The sequence below is a fragment of the Enterobacter genomosp. S genome, from assembly GCF_001631805.1.
Lineage (GTDB): Bacteria > Pseudomonadota > Gammaproteobacteria > Enterobacterales > Enterobacteriaceae > Enterobacter > Enterobacter quasihormaechei.
The window spans coordinates 1-14,599 of sequence record NZ_LVVA01000023.1 but is presented as its reverse complement, the minus strand read 5'-3'; the positions used below and the strand labels follow the sequence as shown (position 1 = coordinate 14,599).

At 56.1% G+C, this 14,599-nt stretch carries 12 protein-coding genes; 8 read left to right on the top strand and 4 right to left on the bottom strand.

Features of this window, described 5'->3' with window-relative positions:
- The first annotated feature begins 37 nt into the window (after positions 1-37).
- The gene (asnA, locus tag A3466_RS19825; RefSeq protein WP_003862385.1) at positions 38-1,030 is read left to right on the top strand and encodes an aspartate--ammonia ligase; all 993 of its coding nucleotides are present in this window, start codon (positions 38-40) and stop codon (positions 1,028-1,030) included.
- Here the strand turns inward: asnA and viaA are convergent, their stop codons facing one another.
- Both viaA and ravA read right to left on the bottom strand, forming a co-directional pair.
- Positions 1,031-2,482, bottom strand: a complete 1,452-nt coding sequence (gene viaA / locus A3466_RS19820; protein WP_063452034.1) for an ATPase RavA stimulator ViaA — start codon at positions 2,480-2,482, stop codon at positions 1,031-1,033.
- Entirely contained in the window at positions 2,476-3,972 is a 1,497-nt protein-coding gene (gene ravA, locus A3466_RS19815) for an ATPase RavA (protein ID WP_063452033.1), read from the bottom strand. Before ravA ends, viaA begins: the two co-directional genes overlap by 7 nt.
- Positions 3,973-4,194: 222 nt before the next feature.
- Here ravA and kup point away from each other — a divergent pair, with 222 nt between their 5' ends.
- The 7 genes from kup to rbsR all read left to right on the top strand — a co-directional run bounded on the left by kup (position 4,195) and on the right by rbsR (position 12,114).
- Positions 4,195-6,063: a low affinity potassium transporter Kup gene (gene kup, locus A3466_RS19810; RefSeq protein WP_063452032.1), complete on the top strand. Its 1,869-nt coding sequence runs from the start codon at positions 4,195-4,197 to the stop codon at positions 6,061-6,063.
- Positions 6,064-6,259: 196 nt separating this feature from the next.
- Positions 6,260-6,679 (top strand): D-ribose pyranase, encoded by a 420-nt coding sequence (rbsD, locus tag A3466_RS19805; RefSeq protein WP_063452031.1) that lies wholly within the window; start codon positions 6,260-6,262, stop codon positions 6,677-6,679.
- A 7-nt stretch (positions 6,680-6,686) separates the two neighbouring features.
- Positions 6,687-8,192 carry a ribose ABC transporter ATP-binding protein RbsA gene (gene rbsA / locus A3466_RS19800; RefSeq protein WP_063452030.1) on the top strand — a complete coding sequence of 502 codons (1,506 nt, stop codon included), beginning with the start codon at positions 6,687-6,689 and terminating at the stop codon, positions 8,190-8,192.
- A gap of 4 nt (positions 8,193-8,196) precedes the next feature.
- A complete protein-coding gene (gene rbsC, locus A3466_RS19795; RefSeq protein ID WP_047360514.1) occupies positions 8,197-9,162 on the top strand; it encodes a ribose ABC transporter permease in 966 nt (321 codons plus the stop codon).
- Positions 9,163-9,189: 27 nt separating this feature from the next.
- Entirely contained in the window at positions 9,190-10,080 is an 891-nt protein-coding gene (gene rbsB / locus A3466_RS19790; RefSeq protein ID WP_063452029.1) for a ribose ABC transporter substrate-binding protein RbsB, read from the top strand.
- 108 nt (positions 10,081-10,188) lie between these two features.
- A complete protein-coding gene (gene rbsK / locus A3466_RS19785) occupies positions 10,189-11,118 on the top strand; it encodes a ribokinase (protein ID WP_063452028.1) in 930 nt (309 codons plus the stop codon).
- A gap of 3 nt (positions 11,119-11,121) precedes the next feature.
- Positions 11,122-12,114, top strand: a complete 993-nt coding sequence (gene rbsR / locus A3466_RS19780) for a ribose operon transcriptional repressor RbsR (RefSeq protein WP_003862402.1) — start codon at positions 11,122-11,124, stop codon at positions 12,112-12,114.
- Here the strand turns inward: rbsR and mdtD are convergent.
- Positions 12,080-13,513 carry a multidrug transporter subunit MdtD gene (gene mdtD, locus A3466_RS19775; protein WP_063452027.1) on the bottom strand — a complete coding sequence of 478 codons (1,434 nt, stop codon included), beginning with the start codon at positions 13,511-13,513 and terminating at the stop codon, positions 12,080-12,082. The two genes, rbsR and mdtD, sit on opposite strands and share 35 nt — an antisense overlap.
- Positions 13,510-14,217, bottom strand: coding sequence for a FadR/GntR family transcriptional regulator (locus A3466_RS19770; RefSeq protein ID WP_063452026.1), 708 nt, complete (start codon positions 14,215-14,217; stop codon positions 13,510-13,512). Before A3466_RS19770 ends, mdtD begins: the two co-directional genes overlap by 4 nt.
- Positions 14,218-14,599: the final 382 nt, after the last annotated feature.

Below are 14,599 nucleotides of genomic sequence, written 5' to 3'. Positions count from 1 at the left end.
GCTTAATCAATACCAACAGGACGCAGGAGTATAAATAATGAAAACCGCTTACATCGCAAAACAACGCCAGATCAGTTTCGTAAAATCCCATTTTTCCCGCCAGCTGGAAGAGAAGCTTGGCCTTATTGAAGTTCAGGCGCCGATTCTGAGCCGCGTGGGTGACGGGACGCAGGATAACCTGTCTGGTTGCGAAAAAGCGGTACAGGTAAAAGTGAAAACACTGCCAGACGCCCAGTTCGAAGTGGTGCATTCCCTGGCGAAGTGGAAGCGTCAAACCCTGGGACAACACGACTTCAGCGCGGGCGAAGGGCTTTACACGCACATGAAAGCCCTTCGCCCCGATGAAGACCGTCTCTCCCCAATTCACTCTGTCTACGTTGACCAGTGGGACTGGGAGCGCGTAATGGGTGACGGCGAGCGTCATGTTGGTACGCTGAAATCCACCGTAGAGGCGATCTACGCGGGGATCAAAGCAACCGAAGCGGCCGTGAGCAAAGAGTTTGGTCTGGCACCGTTCCTGCCGGAAACGATCCACTTTGTCCACAGCCAGGAACTGCTGAGCCGTTTCCCGGATCTGGATGCCAAAGGCCGCGAGCGGGCGATCGCCAAAGAACTGGGCGCAGTATTTCTGATTGGCATCGGCGGCAAACTGTCTGATGGCAAACGTCACGACGTTCGTGCGCCGGATTATGATGACTGGAGCACCGTGGGCGAAAGCGAATATGCCGGACTGAACGGCGACATTCTGGTCTGGAACCCGGTTCTGGAAGATGCGTTTGAACTCTCTTCAATGGGGATCCGCGTGGATGCTGAAGCACTGAAGCGTCAGCTGGCCGTGACCGGTGATGAAGATCGTCTGCAACTGGAGTGGCATCAGGCGCTGCTGCGCGGTGAAATGCCGCAGACCATCGGCGGCGGTATCGGGCAGTCCCGTCTGACCATGCTGCTGCTGCAACTGTCTCACATTGGTCAGGTGCAGTGTGGGGTCTGGCCGCAGCAGGTACGTGAAAGCGTCGGTTCTCTTCTGTAATTAACGCTGCCAGCGTCTGAGCAGGCGGCTACGCAACCCGGTGTCAAAGCGCCAGATATGATCGAAGATGCGCATGATGCCGGGTTTTCCATGGGCGGACATCGCCACCGCATGAAAACGGTGCTGGTGCACGCGCTGCATCTCCTTCACTTTACTCACCACGTCGTCCGGCAGCCGCTGGGCAATAAAATCGGAAATCACCACCGCATCTGCGTCGTACCAGTCGCCGCCCTGCATACGCTCAATGATGCTGCGAAAACAGCTGGCCAGATCGGTGCCGCCGCGAAAGCGTTGGCTTAAAAAGCGGATCGCCTGCTCCAGCCCCTGTGAGCCAGTCAGTTCATATCCGACCACTTCGCTGGAAAATAACATGATGTAGCAGCGACGACGATCGGCGAGCGCCACGCGCATCAGGGCCAGGCAGAACGCTTTTGCGCACTGTTCATTAAACCCCCCCATCGATCCGGACGTATCGACGCAAACAATGAACGGGCCGCGCGGTTGCTCATCAAAGTCCTGATGCACCACCGGACGCTGGCTGATCTTCTCGCGCCAGGCTTCGCCGTGTAGCCGATAGGTGAGCAGCTGTTTTTCCACCAGCCGACGATAAAACTCATACTCCAGCTCGGTCATTCCCAGCGTGCTGAGTTCCGTGGGCAGCAGGCGCAGGATGTCATCGCTTTGCTGTAGCCCGTCAACCTGCTCCGGCACGGTGGAGGGTTCACGCACCAGGGTGCGGAAGGTTTCCATCGGCGCATCGTTCTTTGGGACCGATTTTGCCTCCCGGGAGCGCCCAAGCTGTTCCGCGAGCTTCATCAGCTCCGGCTGTTGCGCCAGAAAGTCGCCGTACCTGACGATCAGCTGATAGTCGCCGCGCTTTAGCTGTCCGGCACTCATATCCCAGAGGCGTCCGGCAGCGTTTTCATTCTCCACCAGCACCTGTTCCAGCTGGCCGCTTAACGTCATCCGCTCCTGAACCTCGCTCAACAGCTGTTCGCGCTCTTCGTCCAGTAATTGCTGGTTGAGCGAGGTGGCCTGAACCACAAGGCTGAGCCGCCAGCGCTGTAAAAACAGGGTGTGCAGGGCGGGAGTAAAGCTCGGGTTGTCGGTGGCCAGCGCTCTGGCCTGGCTGGCAAACGGGGAATGAACCTTATCAAGCAATGTCAGGGTTTGCGGAAGCTGGGCAATAAACTGCGGCGTTGAAAGCCGCTGGCACTGCTGGTAATCAGCCACTTCCTCTGTCAGTTCGGGCGGGACTTCCGTCTCCTTGAACCGCTGTCGCAGGCTATCGCGCCAGCGGGGAAGATCGTCCGTCATTGCTTTTCTGAGCTTCGGGAATTTTTCAAAAAAGGCCGCCAGCTGCGGTGAAGCGAGCAGGGTAATGATGACCTCTTCGATTAAACCGTCCTCGCTAACCGCCAGCATGACGTTGAGCGTATCCAGCGTTAGCATTGACGCGCCTGTTTGATCTGCGCGCTGACATCCTGCAAGCTGGCTTCAATGCGGCCTAACCAGTCGCTATGAATAAAGAGGCATTTCTGCTGCTCGCTGAAGCGCGTGTGCTGCTGATGCCATTCGTTATCCAGCGCGTCGAGCTGCTGTTTGATCTCCTCCGGAAGGCTGTCCGAGGCCGTTCCCGGCAGCGCCAGGCGCGATCCCTGAAGGCTGACGTCGCGGATCACCAGATGTTGGCTGCTATCGACTTCCAGCGACAGCGGCTGTGCAAAGCCAATACCGTTGAGTTTACCGCGGATCTCACCGCCCTTATCCAGCCACTGAACCAGCGCAACGCGTTCGATCGTCACGTGCACCACCTGCATATCATGAAGCTTAAGCGGCTGCTGGAGGAGGAGCGTGAGCGAGGCGTCAGTCAGCCCGGCGGGCAGTTCATAGTGTGGCTTACGGGCAAACATCCCGCCGAGACGGTTCACCTTCAGCGCGGTTTTGTCACTTTGCTGCTGCTGGAGCTGAAGTCGATGTTGGGCAATCGCCCCCAGCTGATTGAGCATCGACTGCTGGCCCCACGCGTGTCCGGTCATCAAAACGTCCAGCTGCTGCTGCATCAGATTCATCCCTTCTGCGTCGTGCCACAGACAGTCTTTCAGCAGGATCAGATCGACAGGGGCAACAGCATCGCGGCCGCTGAACAGGGCGCTTGCCTGAAGCAGGCGAATGGCTTTTTTCCAGCGACGGTCGGAGACGTACGGCGCGGAGGGCAGTAAATCAAGCTGCTGGCGCAGCATGAAGATCAGCTCAAATACGGTATCAGGCAGTTTTATCTTGCCGATATCCTCCTGCCACTGGTGATATTCCTCGTCCGTGACCTGTAACGATGCTGCCACCGGGTTTTCGTTTTCGTCCTGCTGGCTCACCAGCATTGAACGGAAGTTCGATTTATCCTGGACTTTATCCAGCCACAAGCGGATCAGCATGCGGTCGTACAGCGCTTCCAGGCTGCTGTCGGCTTCGGGCAATTCGTTAGACGCGGCCACCAGCAGGCGCATGGGGATCTTCTCTTCGCTCGCGCCGTTGCGGAAGCGGCGTTCGTTGATTGCCGTCAGCAGGGTGTTCAGAATGGCCGGGCCGGCTTTCCAGATCTCATCAAGAAAGACGATTTCCGCTTCCGGGAGATAGCCCGCCGTCAGACGCTCGTAGCGTCCCTCGTCTTTTAACGCCTGAATGGAGAGCGGGCCGAAAACTTCTTCCGGCGTGGAGAAGCGTGTCATCAAATACTCAAACGCGCGAGCGTTCTGGAAAGCGAACTTGAGGCGGCGTGCGATCAGACTTTTGGCAATGCCCGGCGGGCCCAGCAGAAACACGCTTTCCCCGCTCAACGCCGCCAGTAAACAGAGGCGAATGGCGTGGCTACGCTCGTAAAGGCCTTTCTCCAGCGCGCTGCTGAGGCGGGAAATTCTTTCTGCTAATAAATGTGAGTGAGCCATAATAGTTTTGCATCCTTTCACCGTGGTGGCGGCTAATTGAAGCGAGTATAGACGTTTCGGTCTGGCCTGGTAATAGGCTGAAGTGCGGCGCTATTTTCTTTGCGCTACATTAATGCGGCTGCATTTAGGGGTACGATTTTGCATTGAATCGTGCATACTGTGCGCTTTTTGTGGGCCAAGGGACTAAGCACACATTTGTTATTCAAACGAAAAGACTAGTCTATGAGCACTGATAATAAGCAATCATTACCCGCAGTAACGCTTGCGGCGATCGGGGTTGTCTACGGTGATATCGGCACCAGCCCGCTTTATACGCTTCGTGAATGTCTGTCCGGTCAGTTTGGTTTTGGTGTAGAGCGTGACGCCGTATTTGGTTTTCTCTCGCTCATCTTCTGGCTGCTGATCCTGGTGGTCTCCCTGAAGTATCTCTCCTTCGTTATGCGGGCTGATAACGCGGGTGAGGGCGGTATTCTGACCCTGATGTCCCTTGCCGGGCGCAATACCTCTGCAAGAATGACCTCTGTGCTGGTCATTATCGGCCTGATTGGCGGCAGCTTCTTCTATGGGGAAGTGGTGATTACGCCGGCGATTTCGGTGATGTCGGCCATAGAAGGGTTGGAGATTGTCGCGCCGCAGCTTGATACGTGGGTCGTGCCACTCGCTATTGTCGTGCTGACATTGCTGTTTGCCATACAAAAACACGGTACCGGGCTGGTGGGTAAGCTGTTTGCGCCTATTATGCTGGCCTGGTTCCTGATCCTGGCGGCGCTGGGCTTGCGCAGCATTATTGCCAACCCGGATGTCCTGCACGCGCTGAACCCGATGTGGGCGGTTCATTTCTTCCTTGAATATAAAGTGGTGTCGTTCGTGGCGCTGGGCGCGGTGGTGCTTTCCATTACCGGTGTTGAAGCGCTGTATGCGGATATGGGCCACTTTGGGAAACTCCCTATTCGTGTCGCCTGGTTTAGCGTTGTCCTGCCTTCGCTGGTGCTGAATTACTTCGGCCAGGGCGCGCTGCTGCTTGCCCATCCTGAAGCAATTAAAAACCCGTTCTTCCTGCTGGCGCCGGACTGGGCGCTGGTTCCGATGCTGATCCTGGCGACGCTGGCGACGGTCATTGCCTCTCAGGCCGTCATCTCCGGCGTCTTCTCCCTGACGCGTCAGGCCGTGCGTCTGGGGTATCTCTCGCCAATGCGCATTATTCATACCTCTGAGATGGAGTCAGGCCAGATCTACATTCCGTTCGTCAACTGGCTGCTCTATTTCGCGGTTGTGATTGTTATCGTCAGCTTCGAGCACTCCAGTAACCTGGCGGCGGCGTACGGTATCGCGGTGACCGGAACGATGGTGTTGACCTCTATTCTCTCCACCACCGTGGCGTATCGTAACTGGCACTGGAATAAGTTCCTCGTGGGGCTGATCCTGGTTGGCTTCCTCTGCATCGACGTGCCGCTGTTCTCTGCGAACCTCGACAAGATTGTCTCCGGTGGCTGGCTGCCGCTGACGCTGGGTCTGGTGATGTTCATCGTGATGACGACGTGGAAGAGCGAACGTTTCCGTCTGCTGCGACGTATGCATGAGCACGGTAATTCTCTGGAGGCGATGATCGCCTCGCTGGAGAAATCCCCGCCGGTGCGCGTGCCGGGCACAGCGGTGTATATGTCTCGTGCGTTGAACGTGATCCCGTTTGCGCTGATGCATAATCTTAAGCACAACAAAGTGCTGCACGAGCGCGTGATTCTGCTGACGCTGCGCACCGAAGATGCGCCGTACGTTCACAACGTGCGCCGCGTACAGATTGAGCAGTTGTCGCCGACCTTCTGGCGCGTGGTGGCGAGCTACGGATGGCGCGAAACGCCGAACGTGGAAGAAGTTTTCCACCGCTGCGGTCTGGAAGGGCTGAGCTGCCGCATGATGGAGACGTCGTTCTTTATGTCCCACGAGTCGCTGATCATCGGCAAGCGCCCATGGTATCTGCGTCTGCGCGGTAAGCTGTATCTCATCCTGCAACGTAACGCCCTGCGTGCGCCTGACCAGTTTGAGATCCCGCCTAATCGCGTGATTGAACTGGGGACGCAGGTCGAGATTTAAGTCCTTCTAAAAATGCCGGGTGGCGCTGCGCTCACCCGGCCTACCCGATCCTCAACATACCCGCCAAAATCACCTCAATATTTCACTTAGCGAAACGTTTCGACGTTGATCACAAATCCGTTACGTCATGATGGTTTTCTGAACATTTTTGCGGCTACACTGTTTTTAGCGAAACGTTTCGCTAGTGGAGCAAAAAATGAAGAAAGGCACGGTACTCAACTCAGAAATCTCGTCGGTTATTTCCCGTCTTGGGCATACCGATACGCTGGTGGTTTGCGATGCAGGCTTACCGGTTCCGCGCAGCACAACCCGTATCGATATGGCGTTAACGCAGGGCGTACCCTCGTTCATGCAGGTACTGGAGGTGGTGACCGCGGAAATGCAGGTTGAGACGGCCATTCTCGCCGCGGAAATCAAACAGCATAATCCGCAACTCCACGAAGCGTTGCTCAGCCACATTGAGCAGCTGCAACAACGCCAGGGAAACACCATAGAAATTCGTTACACAACGCACGAGCAGTTCAAACAACAAACCGCAGACAGTCAGGCGGTGATTCGCAGCGGGGAGTGTTCCCCGTATGCGAATATCATTCTCTGTGCTGGCGTCACCTTCTGAGGCCATCATGGACGCATTACTCCAACTCAAAGGGATCGATAAGTCGTTCCCGGGCGTTAAAGCCCTCTCCGGCGCGGCGCTGAACGTCTATTCCGGTCGCGTAATGGCGCTGGTGGGCGAAAACGGCGCCGGCAAATCCACCATGATGAAAGTGCTGACCGGTATCTACCAACGCGATGCCGGTTCACTCGTTTGGCTGGGTAAAGAGACCACCTTCAGCGGCCCGAAATCCTCACAGGAAGCGGGCATCGGCATTATTCATCAGGAGCTAAACCTGATCCCGCAGCTGACCATTGCGGAGAACATCTTCCTGGGCCGCGAGTTCGTGAACCGGTTTGGCAAAATCGACTGGAAAACCATGTACGCCGAAGCGGACAAACTGCTGGCGAAGCTGAACCTGCGCTTCAAGAGCGACCGGCTGGTGGGCGACCTCTCCATCGGCGATCAGCAGATGGTGGAAATCGCGAAGGTACTGAGCTTTGAGTCGAAGGTCATCATTATGGATGAACCGACCGACGCCCTGACCGATACCGAAACCGAATCCTTGTTCCGCGTGATCCGCGAGCTGAAAGCGCAGGGCCGCGGCATTGTCTATATCTCTCACCGCATGAAAGAGATCTTCGAAATTTGCGACGACGTGACCGTCTTCCGCGACGGGCAGTTTATCGCCGAGCGCGAAGTGGCGACGCTGAACGAAGATACGCTGATCGAAATGATGGTGGGACGTAAGCTCGAAGACCAATATCCGCATCTGGACAAAGCGCCGGGCGAGATCCGCCTGAAGGTAGATAACCTCTGCGGCCCGGGCGTTAACGATGTGACCTTTACCCTCCGCCAGGGCGAGATCCTGGGCGTGGCGGGCCTGATGGGCGCGGGCCGTACCGAACTGATGAAAGTGCTGTATGGCGCACTGCCGCGCACCAGCGGTTACGTTACCCTTAATGGTCATGAAGTGGTCACCCGCTCGCCGCAGGAGGGGCTGGCGAACGGCATCGTCTATATCTCCGAAGACCGAAAGCGCGACGGCTTAGTGCTGGGCATGTCGGTGAAAGAGAACATGTCCCTGACCGCGCTGCGCTATTTCAGCCGCAGCGGCGGCAGCCTGAAGCACAAAGACGAACAGCAGGCGGTCAGCGATTTTATCCGTCTCTTCAACGTTAAAACGCCGTCGATGGAGCAGGCGATTGGCCTGCTGTCCGGCGGGAATCAGCAGAAAGTGGCGATTGCTCGCGGGCTGATGACGCGCCCGAAAGTGCTGATCCTCGACGAGCCAACCCGCGGCGTGGACGTGGGCGCGAAAAAAGAGATCTATCAGCTGATTAACCAGTTCAAGGCCGACGGTCTGAGCATCATTCTGGTCTCTTCCGAGATGCCAGAAGTATTAGGCATGAGCGATCGCATTATCGTCATGCATGAAGGGCATCTCGGCGGTGAATTCACTCGCGAGCAGGCCACCCAGGAAGTTCTGATGGCTGCCGCTGTGGGCAAGCTTAATCGCGTGAATCAGGAGTAAGAAGATGACTACCCAGGCTGTTTCTGGTCGCCGCTATTTCACAAAGGCATGGCTGATGGAACAAAAATCGCTGATTGCCCTGCTGGTGCTGATCGCGATTGTCTCGACCATGAGCCCGAACTTTTTTACCGTCAATAACCTGTTCAATATTCTTCAGCAGACTTCCGTCAACGCCATTATGGCGGTGGGGATGACGCTGGTGATTCTGACCTCGGGTATCGATCTGTCCGTCGGTTCCCTGCTGGCGCTCACCGGTGCGATTGCCGCGTCGATTGTCGGCATTGAAGTTAACGCGCTGGTGGCCGTTGCCGCTGCCCTGGCGGCAGGCGCAGCGATTGGTGCCGTTACCGGTGTGATAGTGGCGAAAGGCCGCGTTCAGGCATTTATCGCCACGCTGGTGATGATGTTGCTGCTGCGCGGCGTGACCATGGTGTACACCAACGGCAGCCCGGTGAATACCGGGTTTACGGATAACGCCGACCTGTTTGGCTGGTTCGGTATTGGTCGCCCGCTGGGCATCCCGACGCCGGTCTGGATCATGGCTATCGTCTTCCTGGCGGCGTGGTACATGCTGCATCATACCCGCCTGGGCCGGTATATCTATGCGCTGGGCGGTAATGAAGCGGCCACGCGTCTGTCCGGCATCAGCGTCAATAAAGTCAAAATTATCGTTTACTCCCTGTGCGGCCTGCTGGCCTCTCTGGCGGGCATCATCGAAGTGGCGCGCCTCTCTTCCGCACAGCCAACGGCGGGAACGGGGTACGAGCTGGATGCCATCGCGGCGGTGGTTCTGGGCGGTACGAGCCTTGCGGGCGGTAAAGGTCGCATTGTTGGGACATTGATCGGCGCACTGATCCTCGGTTTCCTGAATAATGGTTTGAATTTGTTAGGTGTTTCCTCCTATTACCAGATGATCGTTAAGGCAGTGGTGATTTTGCTGGCGGTACTGGTAGACAACAAAAAACAGTAACTGACGACACTACAGGACATCTTAGATATGAACATGAAAAAACTGGCTACCCTGGTTTCTGCTGTCGCGCTGAGCACAACCGTAAGTGCTAACGCCATGGCGAAAGATACCATCGCGCTGGTTGTCTCTACCCTGAACAACCCGTTCTTCGTCTCTCTGAAGGACGGTGCGCAGAAAGAAGCAGACAAACTGGGCTACAACCTGGTGGTGCTGGATTCACAGAACAATCCGGCGAAAGAGCTGGCTAACGTTCAGGACTTAACCGTACGCGGTACGAAAATCCTGCTGATCAACCCAACCGATTCCGACGCGGTCGGTAACGCCGTGAAGATGGCAAACCAGGCGAAGATCCCGGTGATCACCCTGGACCGTCAGGCGACGAAAGGCGACGTGGTCAGCCACATTGCGTCTGATAACGTACTGGGCGGAAAAATTGCCGGTGACTACATTGCTAAGAAAGCCGGTGAAGGCGCAAAAGTGATCGAGTTGCAGGGTATCGCCGGTACTTCTGCGGCCCGTGAACGTGGTGAAGGCTTCCAGCAGGCTGTCGCGGCGCATAAATTTAACGTTCTGGCGAGCCAGCCAGCAGACTTCGACCGTACTAAGGGTCTGAACGTTATGCAGAACCTGCTGACCGCGCATCCAGATGTGCAGGCGGTATTTGCACAGAACGACGAAATGGCGCTCGGTGCGCTGCGTGCGCTCCAGACTGCGGGTAAATCAGATGTGATGGTTGTCGGATTTGACGGCACGCCGGATGGTGAAAAAGCAGTAAATGATGGCAAACTGGCTGCGACCATCGCTCAGCTGCCTGAGCAGATTGGCGCGACTGGCGTGCAAACTGCCGATAAAGTGCTGAAGGGCGAAAAAGTTCAGGCCAAATACCCTGTTGACCTGAAGCTGGTCATTAAGCAGTAAAGGCGATTCAGGCAGTCGCTGGCTGCCTGAGGGACACCAAATAAAAGAAAAGTGTGGCATACGCCACCGGGTAATACCGGTGGCGCTCTCAGATGGACACCTCAATACATGAAAACCGCAGGCAACCTCGTCGTCCTTGGCAGTATCAATGCCGATCACATTCTTAACCTTGAAACGTTCCCCACGCCGGGCGAAACCGTCACCGGCAATCAGTATCAGGTCGCGTTCGGCGGTAAGGGCGCAAACCAGGCGGTTGCTGCCGGGCGCAGCGGGGCGAATATCGCGTTTATCGCCTGTACGGGTGATGACGATACCGGCGAGCGCGTACGTAAACAGCTGGCAAGCGACAACATCGATACTGCACCCGTCAGCGTTGTTGAAGGGGAATCTACCGGCGTGGCGCTGATTTTCGTCAATGCGGAAGGTGAGAATGTCATCGGTATTCATGCGGGGGCTAACGCCGCGTTAACGACTGAACGTGTCGAAGCGCAGCGTGGGATCATCGCCGGAGCGGAAGCCCTGCTGATGCAGCTGGAGTCTCCGGTTGAAAGCGTGCTGGCCGCCGCGAAAATTGCGCATGAAAATCATACCACTGTCGTACTTAACCCTGCGCCTGCCCGTGTATTATCAGACGAACTGCTGGCGCTGGTGGATATCATCACCCCGAACGAAACCGAAGCGGAAAAGCTGACGGGCATCCGTGTCGAGAATGATGACGATGCAGCGCGTGCGGCGCGTGCGCTGCATGAAAAAGGCATTGGAACCGTAATAATCACCCTCGGCAGCCGTGGAGTGTGGGCTAGCGTCAAGGGCGATGGCCGTCGCGTACCGGGCTTTAAGGTCAAAGCCATTGATACCATCGCCGCAGGCGACACCTTCAACGGTGCGCTGGTAACGGCATTGCTGGAAGGAAAAGCAATGGATGACGCGATCCGCTTTGCGCATGCCGCCGCCGCGATTGCGGTGACGCGCAAAGGCGCACAGCCTTCTGTTCCGTGGCGTAAAGAGATCGATGAATTCTTAAGTCAGCAGGGGTAATGCTTGGCCACAATGAAAGATGTCGCCCGTATGGCGGGCGTTTCTACCTCGACCGTCTCCCACGTTATTAATAACGATCGCTTCGTCAGCGAGGCGATTCGGGAGAAAGTTGACGCTGCAATTAAAGAACTCAATTATGCGCCGTCCGCGCTGGCGCGCAGCCTGAAGCTTAACCAGACGCGCACCATCGGCATGCTGATCACGGCCAGTACCAATCCTTTCTATTCTGAACTGGTGCGCGGCGTGGAACGCAGCTGCTTCGAGCGCGGCTATAGCCTGGTGCTGTGCAATACCGAAGGGGACGAGCAGCGCATGAACCGTAACCTGGAGACGCTCATGCAAAAACGCGTCGACGGATTGCTGCTGCTCTGTACCGAAACGCATCAACCCTCGAAAGAGATTATTCAGCGCTACCCTTCTATTCCCACGGTAATGATGGACTGGGCGCCGTTCGACGGGACCAGCGATCTGATTCAGGATAACTCGTTGCTGGGCGGCGATATGGCGACGCAGCACCTGATTGATAAAGGTCATACCCGCATTGCCTGCATTACCGGCCCGCTGGATAAAACCCCGGCGCGCCTGCGTCTCGAAGGCTATCTTTCGGCAATGGAACGGGCAGGGCTTGCCATTCCTGATGGCTATCGCATCACCGGCGATTTCGAATTTAACGGTGGATTTGAAGCAATGCAGAAACTGCTGGCGCAAGAGCCGCGCCCGCAGGCCGTGTTTATTGGTAACGATGCGATGGCATTCGGAGCTTACCAGGCGCTGTATCAGGCGGGGTTACGTGTTCCGGACGATATGGCGATCGTCGGTTACGATGATATCGAACTGGCACGCTACATGACGCCGCCGCTGACCACGATCCATCAGCCGAAGGATGAGCTGGGTGAGCTGGCCATCGACGTGTTGATCCACCGTATGGCGCAACCCACGCTGCAACAGCAACGTTTGCAGCTTACTCCTGTTCTGATGGAACGCGGTTCGGTTTAGCCTTTTCTTTGTGACGCTCTTTAATCAGGTTCCGGCCGTCTTTCGGCTTTAACAACATAAAGACCACCGCCGATACCACGGTAAGCGCGCCCATGGTGATAAAGGTATAGTGGAACTGCTCAACGGTATTCGTACCGTCAAACCCTTCATAAAACCGCAGCACTGCCGCGCTCACGGCTACCCCGAGGCTGATCGACAGCTGTTGGGTCACCGCCAGTACGCTGTTGCCGCTGCTGGCGTTCTCATCGGTGAGATCCGCAAGGGTAATCGTGTTCATCGACGTGAACTGCGTCGACATGGCCATTCCCAGCACAAACAGCGGCAGGATCAGCATCCATATCGGTAACGCCGCAGATTGCAGGGAGAACTGCGCAATCATCAATCCGATAAATACCGTCACGCCAACCAGCGTCTTACGATAGCCAAACCAGCGCAGCACCTGGGTAACCGTCGATTTTGCAAGAATCGAGCCCATCGCCGTGGGGGCCATCATGCAGCCGGCAATCAGCGCCGGATAGCCAAAGCCGACCTGAAGCATCAGCGGCATCAGGAAAGGCACACAGCCCGTGCCGAGACGTGAAGCTATATTGCCCGCGATCCCGACGGAGAACGTTCGGGTGTTAAAGAGAGATAAAGAGATAAGCGGCGTCGGGTGGCGACGCGCATGGCGTATATAAAGAAGGAACAGCAGAATACCGCTGAGGATGACGGCCAGCGCCAGCCACGTCGCTACGATTTTCTCGCCAAACAGCTCCATCCCGCTAGAGAACAGGACCAGACTGAGGCCAAAAAGGAAGAAGCCGCCCATATCGAAGCTGCGCCGTGGCGTGGTGAAGTTCGGCATATATTTGCGGGCGTAAATCAGCCCTGCCACACCAATCGGAATGTTAATCAGGAAGATCCAGTGCCAGCTTGCCCAGGTCACCAGTACGCCGCCTAGTACCGGGCCAAGTATCGGCCCGACCAGTCCCGGCATGGTCACAAAGTTGAGCACCGGGAGCAGTTCGCTGCGCGGATAGGCGCGCAAGAGCGCCAGACGCGCGACGGGCATCATCATCGCACCGCCTATCCCCTGTAGGACGCGGAAGATAACCAGCTCCGTCAGGGAAGTGGAGAGGGCACACGCCAGAGAACCGAGGGTGAACAGCGTCACCGCCAGCATGAACACTTTACGCGTGCCGAAACGATCGGCCAGCCAGCCGCTGACCGGAATAAGCATCGCCACCGTCAGGGTATAGCTGATGATGGCGGATTGCATCGCCAGCGGGGAGCGGTTAAGGCTTTGGGCTATAGCGGGAAGGGCGGTATTGAGGATAGTGGCATCCAGTGCCTGCATAAAGAACGCCATGGCTGCAATCCACGGCAATCCGGCCATACTGCGTGCTTTTTTCTCAGTCATTTATTTACCTGCTGGTGGGTTGGCGCGGCCAGCAACGCCTGGCACGCACTCAGGGCTCGCTGCCCGTCGCTCTCCTGAATGGCATCGACTATCGCCTGATGCAGATCCAGCTTCACCACCTCATCTTGTGTGATAGAGGTAAAGTAAGTGTGGTACACAGAATGGAATAAAGAAGCAAAGGAGGTCAGGAAAGGATTACCGCTCATATTATAGATATGTTCGTGCCAGGCCATATCGACCTCTATCCAGCGTTCGCGGTTAAAGTGCTTTTTCAGAAACACCATCTCTTCCATTAATGTATTGAGCTGCGCTTTTTGCTCTGCCGTGCCGAGCGTGGCGGCAAGCAGGCAGGCCTGAGGCTCAAGACTGCTGCGCATGACCAGAAAGTGTTCAACGACCTGATTAAAGTTATCTTCGGTCATCCACCAGGTGAGTAATTCCTGATCGAGAAAGTTCCAGTTCCCCTGAGGCATAACGCGGGTGCCAATGCGCGGGCGTGGAAGCACCATTCCTTTCGCCGTTAATGTTTTTACCGCTTCGCGAACGGCGGTACGGCTTACGCCAAACCGATCCCCCAGTTCCATCTCGCTGGGCAGGATGCTCCCTGGGGCATATTTACCCGCTAAGATCAGCTGGGCCAGCTTTTCTGCCAGCACGTACGACAGGTTTTTTTGAGCTGCCAACTGTTGTGCGCTTAATGGCATCGCTTTTATTCCTTAAATATTGATGCGCTAATTATGCCATCTCAGGTGTGATTGTGGTTGCAGATACATCAAATAGAACAATTTGTAGCTTGAACTCATCGTTTTTGGTGAAAAAAAACACGGTCAGAAACTTTTTTTAAATTTCCTCTTGTCACTTCAGAAGAACTCCCTATAATGCGCCTCCACTGACACGGAACAACGGCACGCAAGCCGCCGGGTCAGCAGAGAAAAGCAAAATAAAGGCTTGACTCTGAAGCGGGAAAGCGTAATATGCACACCCCGCGCCGCAGCGAAAACGTAGCGGCACTGCTCTTTAACAATTTATCAGACAATCTGTGTGGGCACTCAAAGTGACATGGATTCTTAACGTCGCAAGACGATA